Consider the following 13,909-nt stretch of genomic DNA (forward strand, 5'->3'; position numbering starts at 1 on the left):
CTCCTCCTTCACCTTTTAGGTAAGTATGTATTTACATGATACATTTTTGGTCAATAAAGGTCAAACAAAACGCTGACCAAAATGCCAACCTTTTCTTCTAACACCATTTTTCCCATAAAACAAAAAGTTCAAACAGCAAAGTGGAAATGAGGATGATCAATGCCGGAGCCTTGAGAAAATGATATGGCCGGAGCGCTCAAAATAGACCGCAATCGCGTCGCTACGTACGGCTGAACGGTCTGACTACGTTGTCCGCCCTTCCAAAAGCCGTACCGGCAAATATGTTTCCAGCGGCAAATCATCAAATTCGCCTTCAATTTCTTTTGCTAAAATCTCGATGGCTGTTTTGGAAATCAATTCAATCGGCTGCTGGATGGTTGCCAAGTCCGGCAGAACCGATTGAACGGTTTCAGTGCCGTCATAACCGATCACTTTTAATTGATTCGGGATGTCTATTCCCCGTTTTTTGGCCTCGGTCATCACTGCAGCCGCCATGATATCATCGCTGGCAAAAATTCCATCGGTGTCAGGCTGTTCATCGAATAATGTTGAAATAATGTCATGGTAATGCTGATAAAAGGGTACTTCATATGTAATAGGCTTCCGGCAGTGTTCATGCATGACGTCTTCGTATGCCTTTCTTCTGAGGTTTGCCGGTGTCTCGAGTTCAAGCGGGCCGTTGAGATGGACGATGTGCCGGCACCCTTTTTCAATCAGCAGTTCTGCCGCCTTTTTTCCGCCGTCATAGTTGTCTGAGCCGACGACGGGAATCGTGTCCGATAAGTAATGATCAATGGCGACAATCGGCAGATTTTGCTTGTGATAATTGAGAATTCCCCGGTTGTAAGTCACGGCGATCACGCCGTCCACTTGGTTTCTTATCAGCATCTCCAAATATTTTTCTTCCTTATCCTTTCGATGTAAACTGTTGCAAAGCAGCAGTTTGTAGCCCATGGACGTACAAATGCTTTCAATATGAAAGGCGAGTTCGCCGAAAAACGGATTGCTGGAGTTTGGGATGATAAGCCCTATTAAATTGGTTCGTTTTCGGAATAAAGAGCGGGCCAGATCGTTTGGAAAGTAATTGATTTCTTCCATCGCCTTGTACACTTTTTCTTTTGTTTTTTCGCTGATATAGCCGCGGTTATTTAATACCCGCGAAACGGTTGTAGATGAAACTCCCGCTATTTTCGCAACATCATGAATGTTAGGCTTCATTCCCGTGCCCTCCTGCTTACTGAAATGGCTTACAATTTCCGTCACGCACTTATTTTAGAGAATCAGGCTGACATGTGCAAGGACATTCCGTGTTTCTGTTTTCATATAAAGAGGGTGCGTTTTGTTTGATTAAAATAATCAGAAAATTGTATGTCAACCGATTGACATATGGAACCGGTTGACATACAATTCTTTTTGAAAGCGCTTTATTCGCAGAGTGAAGGGAAGTGACGGGTATGGAGAGATGGCTGGCGGCAATAAAGTGAAAGAATTAAGCAGCGATAGAAAGTAAGCGCTTACTCAGGGCTCGCATGTATGTGATGAAAATGAAGAAGGAAGTATGCGGCTCTAAAACGGCTATTAAAAGGTCCTCTTAAAGGAGCGGTGCAAATGAAAAGCTCAAAAAGTCTGTATTGGAAACTGAGTGCTTATTTCTTCTTTTTCTTTTTTACTTGGTCTTCCAGCTATTCTTTATTTGCGATTTGGTTAGGGCAGGAAATCAATTTAAACGGATCAGCGACAGGCATTATCTTTTCTGTAAACGCCGTATTTGCCCTATGCATGCAGCCTCTTTACGGTTTTATCTCTGACAAATTGGGGCTGAAGAAAAAGATATTATTTATGATCAGCTGTCTTCTCATATTCACGGGTCCGTTTTATATCTTCGTCTATGGGCCGCTTTTACAATACAACGTCTTTCTTGGCGCCGTTGTCGGAGGCTTATATTTGGGAGCCGCTTTTTTGGCGGGGATAGGCGCGATTGAAACGTACATTGAAAAGGTCAGCCGAAAATATGATTTCGAGTATGGTAAATCAAGAATGTGGGGCTCGCTGGGCTGGGCGGCGGCTGCATTTTTTGCAGGGCAGCTTTTCAATATCAATCCCAATATCAACTTCTGGATCGCGTCTGTTTCAGCCATCATATTAACGGTCATTATCATGTCTGTGAAAATAGAAATGACCGATCATGAGAAAAACAGAGCGGATTCGGTCCGGTTAAAAGATGTGGGGCGGCTCTTTTTACTAAGAGATTTCTGGTTTTTTATGCTGTACATTATCGGGGTGACTTGCATTTACGGCGTATATGATCAGCAGTTCCCGATCTACTATGCGTCTTTGTTTCCTTCAGTGTCGACGGGTAACCAAGTATTCGGCTATCTTAATTCATTCCAGGTGTTTTTGGAGGCCGGCATGATGTTTCTTGCGCCTTTTATCGTCAATAAGTTCGGGGCGAAAAACAGTTTGATTTTAGCGGGGTTCTTAATGGCTTTCCGCATCGTCGGGTCCGGAATTGCAGTTGAGCCTGTAGGCATTTCATCAATGAAACTCATCCACGCACTGGAATTGCCGATTATGCTGATCGCCGTTTTTAAATATTTGGCTGCCAATTTTGATACGCGTCTGTCGTCCGTCCTTTATCTCGTCGGTTTTCAATTCGCATCTCAGGCAGGCGCGTCGATTCTGTCGCCGCTTGCGGGAGGGTTATATGACAGTGCGGGGTTCCGTCAAACCTATCTCATCATGGGAATCGTCGTCTTCGGTTTTACCGTCATCTCCATATTTACTTTATTGGGCCCGAAACAAAACAGCAGGCGTGTCCAGCGTCTGCAAAAAATCGGATAGAGAGGATGTTATAAATGGATAGAATTCAGCAGGCGGAAGAAGCTTTGAAGGAAGCCGAGGGTAAAGTGAAACAAAGATATCGATTGGGGTACCATATTATGCCCCGGGCGAATTGGATCAATGATCCGAACGGGCTTATTCAGTTTAAAGGAGAATACCACGTCTTTTTTCAGCATCATCCGTATGATGAGCATTGGGGGCCGATGCATTGGGGACATGTAAAAAGTAAAGATCTCATTCATTGGGAGCACCTTCCGGTTGCCTTAGCTCCGGGGGATGAATTCGACCAAAGCGGCTGTTTTTCGGGAAGCGCGGTCGATGATCATGGAAGATTAGCCCTCATCTATACAGGACATAATATAATTGATCAAGAGAAAGACCTATTCTATCAAACTCAAAATATCGCTGTCAGCCAAGATGGAATCGTGTTTGAAAAGCTTCAGAAAAACCCTGTTATTGCGGAACCGCCGGAAGACAGCGCCCGTCATTTCCGCGATCCGAAAGTATGGAAGCATCGCGATGTTTGGTATATGGTCATCGGCAACTCTTCAAAAGAAAACGTCGGACGGGTCGTTTTATACCGTTCACCTGATTTGCATGATTGGGAATACGCGGGGGTTCTCGCCCAAAGTGACGGTAATCTCGGCTATATGTGGGAATGTCCTGATTTCTTTGAATTAGGCGGCAAACATGTTCTGCTGATTTCGCCCCAGGGTATCGAGGCGGACGGTGATTCCTATCAAAATTTACATCAAACCGGCTATTTAATCGGTGACTATCATGATGAAACAAACAAATTTACACACGGCGCTTTTAAAGAACTGGATCACGGCCATGACTTTTACGCCGTGCAAACATTATTAGATGATAAAGGACGCAGAATTGCCATCGGCTGGATGGATATGTGGGAATCTGAGATGCCGACAAAAGCGGACGGATGGTGCGGTGCACTGACTTTGCCGCGAGAACTGACTTTGCGTGATGATCATAAACTTTTGATGAATCCCGTGGAAGAAACCAAGCAGCTGCGGAAAATGGAATATCGGGAATGTGCCGGACGATCGCTTTCAGGGAGTTACTTGGCAAAGACGTCCGAAGACCTGCTTGAAGTCCGAGCCGTGTTTGATGTAAACGATTCTGATGCCGAAACGGCAGGTTTTAAGATTCGAGGCCTTGATGAAGAAGAACTTGTGCTGACATACAATCTAACGGATAAAAAGCTGACACTTGATTGCACCAAGATGGGGAAAGCGAAAGACGGTGTGAGAAGGGTGCAGACGGATACAAACGGCAAGCTGGCGCTGCGTATCTTTATTGACAGATCCTCGATTGAAGTATTCGCCAATCATGGAGAAACAACGATGACAAGCCGTATCTATCCGAATGAAGGCAGATTGGGGATTGAGCTGTTTTCTGAGAAAGGCGCCGTAAAGGTTGAGGAATTCACCTATTGGACGTTAAAGGACATTTGGAAAAGAAGCTGAAACGGGTGATTACTGCTTTTTCTGCAGTGATTGAAAATGAACCGAGCCGGGGGCAGTCCGCCTGAAATGGGTTTTTTGTGAAAATCAATGCCGGTAAACGATGCAGGATTATGCTGCATGAGGACGCTGCATAATCCTGTTGTGCATTATCAAAAAAGAGTTGCTTTCTGCGCGTTCCTTTATTATAATATAAAGGTATCTGATTGAAAAAACGTGCGCTCGTAGCTCAGTTGGATAGAGCGGTGGTTTCCGGTACCACGTCTGTCGGGGGTTCGAATCCCTCCGAGCGCGTCCAATACGTTTTAACCCCGTCATATCAACGCTTTCCGACGGTCCGTTAAGGCGTCAAGTGTACGAAAAGTGTCCGACAGGACGCGAACCGGTAAAGAACGGGCCCGGCTTTAATCGGCTGGCTCGTATCTCTTAAAACGATATAGTTCGATTCAGCAAACGTAACCTCGCGGATAAATAAATCCGGGAGGTTTTTTGTTATGGCGGTTTTAAAACGCAGGCAAGGCGTCAGGGATCGGCGCGAGACTGACGGAATAGTAAAGAGCTTCAAAGCGACGAAATCCGTTCACGAAGCGTTAGGGATCGTATGCGAGCTATTTGAAACGGAGAACTATCGCGACAGAACGATCAATGATTATCGGAAGTATTGGGCGGAATTTATGGAAGTGGTCGGCATACAGCCGACGGATAACGTAACGAACATTACGGAAGATCATCTGCGGTCCTATATATCAACGATGTTCAACGTACGCGATCTTTCGCCAGTAACGATAAATATCCGTTTAGGCGGCATAAAGTCGATCCTTAGCCGAATGACTAAGCGCGGGCTTCTAAACGAAAATCCAGCGAAAAGAGTAACGAAGCTGCGGGTCGATGAAAAGACGATTAAGATGCTCACAGATATCCAGGTACGGCGATTCTTTAAAATGATCGAGAAGGATACGTTCCCAGGCTTTCGCGATTATGTAGCGTTCCTCATTGCGTTAAAATGTGGGCTTCGTTCGAATGAGCTTGAAGGACTTAAGCCGGAAGACATCGACTTTGACAACCTCGTTATCATGCTGCCGGGCGCCGTCAACAAGAACCGTAAGAACAGAATGGTACCGATGACTGAACAGGTCGCGGAAGAGTTGCGGCAATTACTAACGGAAATGACGGAGTATTTCGGTAAATTTACGCATGTCTTCGTTAATCAGTACGGAGAGAAGATTGCGAAAGATCACTTGCGGAAGAGAGCTGCGAAGTACGGGGAAATGGCGGATTTAAAAAAGGAATGCCGACCGAGCCTTCATAGCTTACGACATACCTTTGCGATTAATTATTTAAGAAACGGCAGCGATATACGTTCCTTACATTTAAAAACAAAAAAAAGAACGCCATCCAGCGGAAATAAATCCGAAAGAAAGAACGTCCTAGCCTACGTCTATTATATCGGAAAGCTAAATTCCCCGAACTCCACATGCTACAGATACCGGATGGCACAGTATTATCATGACCTAAATTATAAAAATCCTCAAAAATAAAGGAAAGCATAAAGCATATATTATTCATGACTAATATGTGCTTTCCTAAGACTGATAGTAAGACCATCTTCAAAAAGTTTCCTTCAATACACAAACTGAACAAAATTAGTTAATCCAATGGGAAGGTCGTTGTATATGAGAGGGGAATGTTGTCTTTACATCACCTTTAGCCGAATTAATTTGCATTTGAGTTAAAAACATACTCGTAGATAAGTCTGCTCCCCTTAAATCAGCATCACGCAAATCAGCGCCAATAAAATCAACACCTCTTAAATCTGCATTCCTCATATCTGCAGCAATTAAATATGCTCCCCTTAAATCTAATGCCCTTAAATCTTTACCTCTTAATTTTTTGCCAATCCAATCGGCTCTTTCGTAATTATAATTCTTGGCATTTTTAGTGTCAGGTAACTTTGAAATTAAGCTTTCCCTAATATACTCGCTGGTTTCCGAAAGCAATTTGTTTAATGGAAATCTGTACACCACTAGATCAAGAGATAATAATTCTTCAGCATCGAGTTTTGTTAAGTTCTGCAATTCTTTTAACTGCACACTCAATTTATCAGACAAAGCATGGGGAATATCATACGACAAGGCTTCTGCCGTGTACGCAATCATTTCATGTATTTGTTCCATGATCGGAAACACTCGGAACATTTTTTCTCGAATTTCAGGATTATCTCGCCAACTTTGACCTTTAAAAGTAATTTGAGAAACAACTTGTCCAGAACCTAAACAGTCAAACACTGTACAGCCCTTAAAACCTTTCTCTTGTAAGTTGCTGTGAATTTGACAACCATAATCAGATTGTAAATTAACACAAGGTGCACCTGCTGGCTTGTTAATTGGAAAATCGCTTGATGCTACAATATTAAGCGCTGTGCAGCAAAGTCCAAAGCACTTCGTACAATCAGCCGTTAAACTTTCTCTAATATTTTTGGCTGTTTCATTATCCATTTTTATACCCTCTTATCTTTAGTCAAATAACTTTTGAGTTTAATATACGAGATTCCTAAACAATCTTGATTGTTAAATAATAAATACCTTGTCAACTAGAACTTTTTGTAGACTTCTGCATACGCTACTTTTAATTGGGTTTCTAAAATCTTTGTTCTCATGCTCTAGTCGCTTAACTTTCCGCTTTAATGACTCGATAATCGCATCTTTATTATTTTCGTTCATTTCATACTTAACTTGCTTTGCAGAGGGGCTTTTTATCTCGTTTTAAAGCTATTAACGAAAGTTTCTCCGTCGTTCTCCACATTAACAATAAGCTTGGCACTTTCACTGATCCGCTGTGCGAGAGCTTTTTGCGCCTTGCCTTCAAAGCTGTTCAAGAGTGCTGAATACACTTCATATAATTCATCTTTCAACGTATCCATTTCGAATGTCGGTTTCAGCGTTCGGCGGACTGTTTCCAGTTTCATCCCCGCTGCCTGCGTCATCCCTGTTTTCAGCATCTGCCGCTGCAGCATTTTCTTCATCGGGTCGTCCTTGTGTTCTAAAAGTTCGTCTAATGTCGGCATTATGTATACACCTCTATCATCTTAACCAGTTTGCAAGCATCTGGTCTTTTTCCTGAAATTCGTCTGCTATTTTATGTAAGAATCCGCCGATCTCTTCAAGATCCGTGATCGCCGCCTGCAAAGAATCAATAAACGCCTGCTCAGCCTGAGTGTCATAAAAAATCGGGCCTTTATCGTAAGATAGCGCAATATCTTCAAATGGTATTGGTCACGTCCTGTGCTTGAAGCTGATCATACAAGCCGTATCCGACTTGACCGTAGAATTCCGTTTTCAGCTCGGCGATTTTTTCATCGTGCTCCTGATAGGCGTTCTGCGCTTCTTTTTTCATCGTCCGCAAATCCTCAGTCATAGCCTGCACCTTTTCAGCCAGCTTCTTTGCGTTTGTCGGCGTTACTTTTATCGCGTCGCCGCTTCCGATCGCACCGGCCGGCAGAAGAGCGCCGAGGTTTTTGTCAAAGACTAATTCATCTCCGTTCGGATTTGCGATAGTTCCGTTTCTGTCGAACACGAAATTTGCTTCGTTTAAGCCGTGTGTATCCGGATTTCTCAGAATGACGGTAGTAAAGAAATAAGCGAGATTCTTGCTGATCTGCTCGTTTAAGTTCCCATCAAGCCGCTGCTTTCGGCTGAACTGTGAGAGTGAGGGGTTTTTCGTATAAATTGTTGTCCCGTTGTGGCGGTCATATTCGTTCCAATAACCTGCCCCGACCATGTCGTCCGGATTGATAATTGACCGGATATAAGGATCATATATGCCGTTGTTGATCTCTTTCTGTGTTTCTTCATCGTGCAGTTTCACGACGGAAGGACTGTTAAACGCGACGGCATACACATCATTATTCACCGCGCTGTATTCCGCCTCAGCGCCGCCAAGTGAATGGCCGGTTGTTGAAATAATCGTTGACGTTCCGGCATACTTTTTCTTTACGCCGCGTACCAGCTGATCGGCCTGATCGATTTGCGATGTTTTCGTTATCAGCTTATACTTTCCGGTTGTGAGCATGGCGTCTTGAGAGGGCGTTCCGTGATAGGTTCCAAGTGTTTTCGACGTATCCTTTGCGTCTTTTTTTATAATATAATGTACTTCTGTTTTCGGATCATTTCCGAAAACAATATTGCCGCCGTCCGCTTTTACGCCGTCATTGATCGGGTCTTTTCCGATATCGGTTCCCGCAAAGGCGACGACCACGTTTTCGGGGTTTTTTGATTTTATCCATTTTCCGTTTTTGGACTTGATGCCTTTTGAGAATACAAAGGCATCAAGACCCGTATCAGAATCCTGCTTCACTTTCTCAACGTACCAATATGACGTCTTACTTATTTTATAAGGAGTTTTATATTTCATATGCAGGGCTAACATTTTATAATTGTAAGCTGCTTGACTCAAACGGTAATATTCTTTATCTGTGACATCAGAGACGGTTATTTCTTTTCCTTTTGGCATATATACATCACCTTTCTTATATTGTAAAATAGTTCCGAAAGGATGATACGCATGAGAAAATACATTATTATCCTAATTGTTATAATTATAGCAGTGGGAGGTTTTTTCGTGAAGCATCAATATGATAAACATAAAAACGAAGAAAAACTTGTGATTGAGGCGCAAGATCATATGAGGAATTACTTAAAAAAAGACTATAAAAATGTACAGGAAGTTCACTTTTCAAAAGACTACAATATCGATCCGACAGGCGGAGTTGAAGTTTCAGGCTACATAAATAATAATAAAGAAAAAGAATTTTCCGGTATATATGATCCAACGAACAAGGAGATAGGTATTTCAGTGGTCAATGCCGAAGAAAGGTAAAATACCCACCTCAGGATGAGTGGGTATTTATTTTGTTTAATTATCTTACAAAATTCGTGATATGTTTCTCATACAGTTCAAACCTATTCCTGAGATCAATCGCCTCTACCGTCTCATTTGTCGAGGTATCCCCGATATTAACGGTAAACGCGTACAAATATCATGACAACTCAACGACAGGAAAACGTCAGATCAGCATTTTACTCGCTTTAAGTTCCAATCTTAACTTGTCAGCAACAATCGCGATGAATTCTGAATTGGTTAGCTTTGCTTTTGACATGCTGAAAGTATATTCATATCAAGTTTTCAGTAGTTGTGTTTACTTAATCCATGAGGGGAAGTCAAAGAAGCACTGCAATATTAAGCTATCAAACATTTATGATGAACCAAATCCTATTGTAGGTTCCGATCGTTCGATGTATCCTCCGCATCTTCTTTTACAAAATAATACACTTCTTTTTTCGGATCATTTCCGAAAACAATATTCCCGCAGTCAAAGATCGGGCCTTTTGCGATATCGGTTCCCGCAATGGCGACGACCCGTTTTCGGGATTTTTTGATTTTATCCATTTTCCGTTTTTCTTTTCAGCTTGTGACAGAACAACCGCATCAAGTCCTGTATTATCGTCTGATTTTATTTGATCGACGTACCAGTAAGTAGGTTTTGAAATGGAAGAATTAATACGTATATAATCGTTCTTCTTTAATTTCCTTTTAAGATAGTCATAGTTATAAGCACGTTGACTCATCCTGTAATATGTTTCATCTGTCAGGTTTGAAGTCCTGATTTTCTTGCTCAAGATATACAGCACCTTTCTTGTCATGTAAAATAGGGTAAGGAAAGGATGATTTTTTTTGAAAAAATACCTTATTATTGTACTAGTGTTAATTATAACTGTTGGAGGGCTGATTATGAAGCATCAATATGATGTCAAAAAGGAAGAAAATGCTCTTTTCGAAAAAGCCAAAAGTAAAATGACCGAGTACTTGCGTAGTGAGTACAAGGATATAGAGAAAATTTCTTATGATGATTATTTTATTGATCCAACCGGCGGAATTACAGTTGAGGGGTACCTAAACGGCGATAAAACTAAAGAATTTGACGGCTTATATGATCCTGTAGGAGACAAAATAGGGAGCTCCTCTGTGGATGCGGAAGAAAAATCTTAAGACGCCTAAAATGCACCGGATGTCACCGGTCGTTTTTTCCAGTCCGCGAGCTTCATCATAACTGATGGGACGGATGTTTCTGTGAAAAAATATATTATTATGTTCATTATCTTAATAGCAGCCGGAGGTTTTATAATGAAGAGTATGAATGATAAAAATGTTCAGGCTGAAGAGATAAAGATTGCTCAAGAACGAATGGAGAAATTTATCAAAGCGAATTATGAAGGCATACATAACGTTACATTTAAAGATAAATACGAAATAGATCCAATGGGCGGGATAGAGGTATTTGGCTATTACAACGGTGATACATCGAATAAATTCGATGGTATTTATGATAAGGCAAATGACAAGATCATGGGGCACTCAATAGACGCTGTAAGAAAGAATGAATGCAGAGATAAAGATTGTGATAACTAAGAAGACGCTCGTCTGCGTTTTTTATAGATGAGCTTAATGAAAAAGACAAGGGTTTCGGCATGTGCCGCCCTTGTCTTTTTTGTTGAACACCTCTTTTTCCGGGTAAACATTATCAGAGGCAGCTCATTATTTGACAGTCCATTTTAACAGCGTTACAATTAAACGTGTAAATAGTTACATGTTTAATTAAACATAATACCTCGGGAGGTGATACGTCTTGAATGAACCTTCTTTAAAAAAAGTGATGTCTCTGCAGATTGAAGTGGATGAACCGATCGTTGCGGGGCAGACTGGATTAGGGAAAAGGCAGTTGATTCCGATACGAGGCGGAACGGTCAGCGGCGCCGTAAAGGGACGTGTGCTTCCGGGCGGGGCAGATGCCCAGATCATTCGTCCGAACGGCCGGGTCGATCTTTCTGCCAGATATGCGCTGGAGACGGAGGAGCATGAAGTCATCTATGTAGAGAACAACGGCATCCGCCAAGTCAGTGAACCGTTCCGCCAACAGGCTGCAGAGGGGCGCATCATTGATCCCGAGCACGCGTATTTCCGCACTGTGCCTGTGTTTGAAACAAGCAGCGAGGCATATCAGCATCTGCAGGACCGGCTGTTTATCGGGGCTGCGGTCAGATTGCCGGATGACATTCGGTTAGATATTTATGAAGTTCAATAATAAGATGGAGAGTGAGTCAACATGGAAAACTTTATCGGAAGCCATATGATTTACACGTATGAAAACGGCTGGGAGTATGAAATCTATATTAAAAATGATCATACCATCGACTATCGGATTCATAGCGGAATGGTGGGCGGCCGCTGGGTGCGCGACCAGGAAGTGAATATCGTCAAGCTGACAGAAGGCGTATACAAAGTGTCATGGACTGAACCGACAGGCACAGATGTTTCCTTAAACTTTATGCCGAATGAAAAACGGATGCACGGAATTATTTTCTTCCCGAAATGGGTGCATGAGCATCCGGAAATCACGGTGTGCTACCAAAATGATTACATTGACGTGATGAAAGAGTCACGTGAGAAATATGAAACGTATCCGAAATATGTCGTTCCCGAGTTTGCGGATATTACGTATCTCAACAATGCGGGAATCAATAACGAAGCACTGATTTCAGAAGCGCCGTACGAAGGAATGACCGATGATATCCGTGCGGGAAAATTAAAATAAGAGAAAAAACCCGGCAGCTTGGCCGGGTTTTTTGTATCCTTTTACGACAGGGTTTTGGTCATGATAAAGTCGACTTGCTTATCATCCCCCATATAAAAAGAGTGTTCTCCAGTTTGGACAAACCCCATTTTTTGATAAAAGGCGATTGCATTTTCGTTTTTTTCCCATACGCCCAGCCAGATTTTCTTTTTATTGTGTGCTGTTGCGATTTTCACAGCTTCATTCAGCAGATATTTGCCAAGCCCGTGTTTCTGGTGGTTTTTTCTTATATAAATTCTCTCAATCTCAAGAGAATCTTCACCCATTTTTTCTGATTGTGCTTCGTTCATGTTAACTTTTACATACCCCGCAAGGTCATCATGATAATAAACAAAATAGAATTGAGAAGACAGATTGGATAATTCCTTTTTCAGCTGTTCAGAGCGGAATGCATTTTCCAAATAAGCTTTCATATTTTCTGGTGAATTTTGATCCTTAAATGTATCATTGAATGTTTCAATGCTTATCTCCCGAAGCTCTGTTATATCGTTAAGGCTGCACTTTTTTAATTGAATACTCATGGTCATACAGCTCCTTTCTTCATTTATCATATCAGCTGATTTTTTGTTGTATTTGCAATGAAAATACCGTATAGTAAACATACTGTAATTTTGTTGTATTTGCAACATAAAATAAGAAAATGAGGACGATAAAGTGAAATATGTTTTTTATGTTTTAGGAATCATGATCTTGACCTTTGGTATTTCTGTCACGATTCAATCAGATCTTGGAACGTCTCCTTTTGATGCGCTTATTGTGGGATTATCCGTCCATGCAGGGCTTACTGTGGGAAGCTGGGAAATCATCATCGCTTTCCTGTTAATTTGCTGTAATTCAATGTTAAAAAGACAAAGACCGGAATTTACAGGGATGATTACGGCGTTTATAACGGGAATCGGGATTGATATGTGGCTTTTTTTTCTGCATCGAGTCATAACGCCTGAACTATGGTACGGAAAGGCGGGCTGTTTTGCAATCGGTTTAGTTGTGATAGGGATAGGAACCGCAACCTACCTGCACACAAATTTCGCACCGATCCCGGTTGATCGGTTAACGCTAATTGTCCGCGAATTAACCGGGAGAAGCATCTTTTTTTCAAGAACGGTCATTTACTTCATATTTTTCATACTGGCCGTGATGCTAAAAGGTCCGGTAGGCATCGGAACGTTATTAACCGTTTGTTTAGGAGGGGTCATTCTCCATTTCTTTATGCCGATTATCGGAAGATGGATAGACGGCATATTAACAGCATCTCCAAAGCAGGAAGAAACGAAAACCCGGTAACAGGGGTTTTTACCCGATTCTATCATTTTTCATTTCATCCGCATGTTCAAGGTATAATAAAAAGGGGGAGGGATTTCTATGAGCGGTCAAAGAAAGCTCGTTTTTTACGGAGCTGTCAGCGCAGATGGCTATCTTGCGCGGGAAAATCATTCTTTAGATTGGTTAATCGGAACTGAAGGTGAAGACGGCACCGATTATGAAGCTTTCTATGAATCTGTCGATACGATCATCATGGGCAGAAAAACATACGAGGAAATATTGGTTTTATTGCCTGAGGAATTTCCGTACAAAGGTAAAGAATGCTATGTGTTTTCGCGGACATTGACCGGGGGCACTGAACATGTGCGGTTTATTCATGAAGAGCCTGCCGATTTTATAAAAGCATTGAAACGCCAAGAAGGCAAGCGGATTTGGATTGTCGGCGGGAGTGATCTGCTGCACCCGGTTTTGGAGGAAAAACTTGTCGATGAGTTTATCATTCAGATCGCACCCGTTCTGCTCGGCCGCGGAATTTCTTTGTTCAAACCCGGAGACCGGGAGACAGGTCTGAAGCTGACTGATGTCAGGCGCTATAAGCAATTTGCGGAGTTGCATTATGAAGTGAGATGAAAACGAA

At 42.2% G+C, this 13,909-nt stretch carries 14 protein-coding genes, 1 tRNA gene and 4 pseudogenes; 11 read left to right on the plus strand and 8 right to left on the minus strand.

What is annotated here, in order from left to right; translation table 11 throughout:
• Positions 1-243 precede the first annotated feature (243 nt).
• Complete coding sequence (locus tag AC1RRX_RS01615) at positions 244-1,218, minus strand: LacI family DNA-binding transcriptional regulator (protein WP_095352627.1); 975 nt, start codon at positions 1,216-1,218, stop codon at positions 244-246.
• Positions 1,219-1,608: 390 nt separating this feature from the next.
• Between AC1RRX_RS01615 and AC1RRX_RS01620 the strand changes: the two genes are divergently transcribed.
• The 4 genes from AC1RRX_RS01620 to AC1RRX_RS01635 all read left to right on the plus strand — a co-directional run bounded on the left by AC1RRX_RS01620 (position 1,609) and on the right by AC1RRX_RS01635 (position 5,860).
• Complete coding sequence (locus AC1RRX_RS01620; protein WP_144463883.1) at positions 1,609-2,841, plus strand: MFS transporter; 1,233 nt, start codon at positions 1,609-1,611, stop codon at positions 2,839-2,841.
• Between the two features lie 14 nt (positions 2,842-2,855).
• Positions 2,856-4,325: a glycoside hydrolase family 32 protein gene (locus AC1RRX_RS01625; RefSeq protein WP_144463884.1), complete on the plus strand. Its 1,470-nt coding sequence runs from the start codon at positions 2,856-2,858 to the stop codon at positions 4,323-4,325.
• A gap of 215 nt (positions 4,326-4,540) precedes the next feature.
• A tRNA-Arg gene (locus AC1RRX_RS01630) sits at positions 4,541-4,616 on the plus strand.
• Positions 4,617-4,816: 200 nt separating this feature from the next.
• Complete coding sequence (locus AC1RRX_RS01635; RefSeq protein WP_144463885.1) at positions 4,817-5,860, plus strand: tyrosine-type recombinase/integrase; 1,044 nt, start codon at positions 4,817-4,819, stop codon at positions 5,858-5,860.
• A gap of 105 nt (positions 5,861-5,965) precedes the next feature.
• On the opposite strand, the gene AC1RRX_RS01640 is transcribed toward AC1RRX_RS01635, so the two are convergent.
• From AC1RRX_RS01640 to AC1RRX_RS01655, 4 genes and pseudogenes are all read right to left on the minus strand, one after another.
• Positions 5,966-6,817, minus strand: a complete 852-nt coding sequence (locus tag AC1RRX_RS01640; protein ID WP_015240651.1) for a pentapeptide repeat-containing protein — start codon at positions 6,815-6,817, stop codon at positions 5,966-5,968.
• 95 nt (positions 6,818-6,912) lie between these two features.
• A pseudogene (locus tag AC1RRX_RS01645) lies at positions 6,913-7,069 on the minus strand (DUF6262 family protein); the annotation flags it as partial.
• Positions 7,070-7,074: 5 nt separating this feature from the next.
• Positions 7,075-7,386 (minus strand): hypothetical protein, encoded by a 312-nt coding sequence (locus AC1RRX_RS01650; protein ID WP_144463886.1) that lies wholly within the window; start codon positions 7,384-7,386, stop codon positions 7,075-7,077.
• A 16-nt stretch (positions 7,387-7,402) separates the two neighbouring features.
• A pseudogene (locus tag AC1RRX_RS01655) lies at positions 7,403-8,831 on the minus strand (lipase).
• Between the two features lie 51 nt (positions 8,832-8,882).
• Between AC1RRX_RS01655 and AC1RRX_RS01660 the strand changes: the two are divergent.
• The gene (locus AC1RRX_RS01660) at positions 8,883-9,197 is read left to right on the plus strand and encodes a DUF1433 domain-containing protein (RefSeq protein ID WP_014305887.1); all 315 of its coding nucleotides are present in this window, start codon (positions 8,883-8,885) and stop codon (positions 9,195-9,197) included.
• 187 nt (positions 9,198-9,384) lie between these two features.
• Here the strand turns inward: AC1RRX_RS01660 and AC1RRX_RS01665 are convergent.
• A pseudogene (locus tag AC1RRX_RS01665) lies at positions 9,385-9,495 on the minus strand (sporulation transcription factor Spo0A); the annotation flags it as partial.
• 97 nt (positions 9,496-9,592) lie between these two features.
• Positions 9,593-9,997: pseudogene (locus tag AC1RRX_RS01670) on the minus strand (lipase); the annotation flags it as partial.
• 55 nt (positions 9,998-10,052) lie between these two features.
• On the opposite strand from AC1RRX_RS01670, the gene AC1RRX_RS01675 reads away from it, so the two are divergent.
• From AC1RRX_RS01675 to padC, 4 genes are all read left to right on the plus strand, one after another.
• On the plus strand, positions 10,053-10,367 hold the full coding sequence (locus AC1RRX_RS01675; RefSeq protein WP_098081785.1) for a DUF1433 domain-containing protein: 315 nt from the start codon (positions 10,053-10,055) through the stop codon (positions 10,365-10,367).
• Between the two features lie 135 nt (positions 10,368-10,502).
• Complete coding sequence (locus AC1RRX_RS01680; protein WP_144463887.1) at positions 10,503-10,787, plus strand: DUF1433 domain-containing protein; 285 nt, start codon at positions 10,503-10,505, stop codon at positions 10,785-10,787.
• Positions 10,788-11,004: 217 nt separating this feature from the next.
• Positions 11,005-11,460 carry a DUF3237 domain-containing protein gene (locus tag AC1RRX_RS01685; RefSeq protein ID WP_144463888.1) on the plus strand — a complete coding sequence of 152 codons (456 nt, stop codon included), beginning with the start codon at positions 11,005-11,007 and terminating at the stop codon, positions 11,458-11,460.
• Positions 11,461-11,481: 21 nt separating this feature from the next.
• On the plus strand, positions 11,482-11,970 hold the full coding sequence (gene padC, locus AC1RRX_RS01690; RefSeq protein ID WP_007407400.1) for a phenolic acid decarboxylase: 489 nt from the start codon (positions 11,482-11,484) through the stop codon (positions 11,968-11,970).
• Positions 11,971-12,011: 41 nt separating this feature from the next.
• Here padC and paiA read toward each other — a convergent pair whose 3' ends face one another.
• Positions 12,012-12,530 (minus strand): spermidine/spermine N(1)-acetyltransferase, encoded by a 519-nt coding sequence (gene paiA / locus AC1RRX_RS01695; RefSeq protein ID WP_007407399.1) that lies wholly within the window; start codon positions 12,528-12,530, stop codon positions 12,012-12,014.
• Between the two features lie 133 nt (positions 12,531-12,663).
• Here paiA and AC1RRX_RS01700 point away from each other — a divergent pair, with 133 nt between their 5' ends.
• Together AC1RRX_RS01700 and AC1RRX_RS01705 are read left to right on the plus strand one after the other, a co-directional pair.
• Positions 12,664-13,293 carry a YczE/YyaS/YitT family protein gene (locus AC1RRX_RS01700; protein ID WP_144463889.1) on the plus strand — a complete coding sequence of 210 codons (630 nt, stop codon included), beginning with the start codon at positions 12,664-12,666 and terminating at the stop codon, positions 13,291-13,293.
• A 78-nt stretch (positions 13,294-13,371) separates the two neighbouring features.
• Positions 13,372-13,902: a dihydrofolate reductase family protein gene (locus tag AC1RRX_RS01705; protein ID WP_007407397.1), complete on the plus strand. Its 531-nt coding sequence runs from the start codon at positions 13,372-13,374 to the stop codon at positions 13,900-13,902.
• Positions 13,903-13,909: the final 7 nt, after the last annotated feature.

It is taken from the genome of Bacillus sp. GW821-FHT11D08 (assembly GCF_058808515.1).

Coding starts and splice junctions, on each gene's coding strand:
- AC1RRX_RS01615 (WP_095352627.1), bottom strand. CDS start 1,218: ATGAAGCCTAACATTCATGATGTTGCGAAAATAGCGGGAGTTTCATCT.
- AC1RRX_RS01620 (WP_144463883.1), top strand. CDS start 1,609: ATGAAAAGCTCAAAAAGTCTGTATTGGAAACTGAGTGCTTATTTCTTC.
- AC1RRX_RS01625 (WP_144463884.1), top strand. CDS start 2,856: ATGGATAGAATTCAGCAGGCGGAAGAAGCTTTGAAGGAAGCCGAGGGT.
- AC1RRX_RS01635 (WP_144463885.1), top strand. CDS start 4,817: ATGGCGGTTTTAAAACGCAGGCAAGGCGTCAGGGATCGGCGCGAGACT.
- AC1RRX_RS01640 (WP_015240651.1), bottom strand. CDS start 6,817: ATGGATAATGAAACAGCCAAAAATATTAGAGAAAGTTTAACGGCTGAT.
- AC1RRX_RS01650 (WP_144463886.1), bottom strand. CDS start 7,386: ATGCCGACATTAGACGAACTTTTAGAACACAAGGACGACCCGATGAAG.
- AC1RRX_RS01660 (WP_014305887.1), top strand. CDS start 8,883: ATGAGAAAATACATTATTATCCTAATTGTTATAATTATAGCAGTGGGA.
- AC1RRX_RS01680 (WP_144463887.1), top strand. CDS start 10,503: ATGAAGAGTATGAATGATAAAAATGTTCAGGCTGAAGAGATAAAGATT.
- padC (WP_007407400.1), top strand. CDS start 11,482: ATGGAAAACTTTATCGGAAGCCATATGATTTACACGTATGAAAACGGC.
- paiA (WP_007407399.1), bottom strand. CDS start 12,530: ATGAGTATTCAATTAAAAAAGTGCAGCCTTAACGATATAACAGAGCTT.
- AC1RRX_RS01705 (WP_007407397.1), top strand. CDS start 13,372: ATGAGCGGTCAAAGAAAGCTCGTTTTTTACGGAGCTGTCAGCGCAGAT.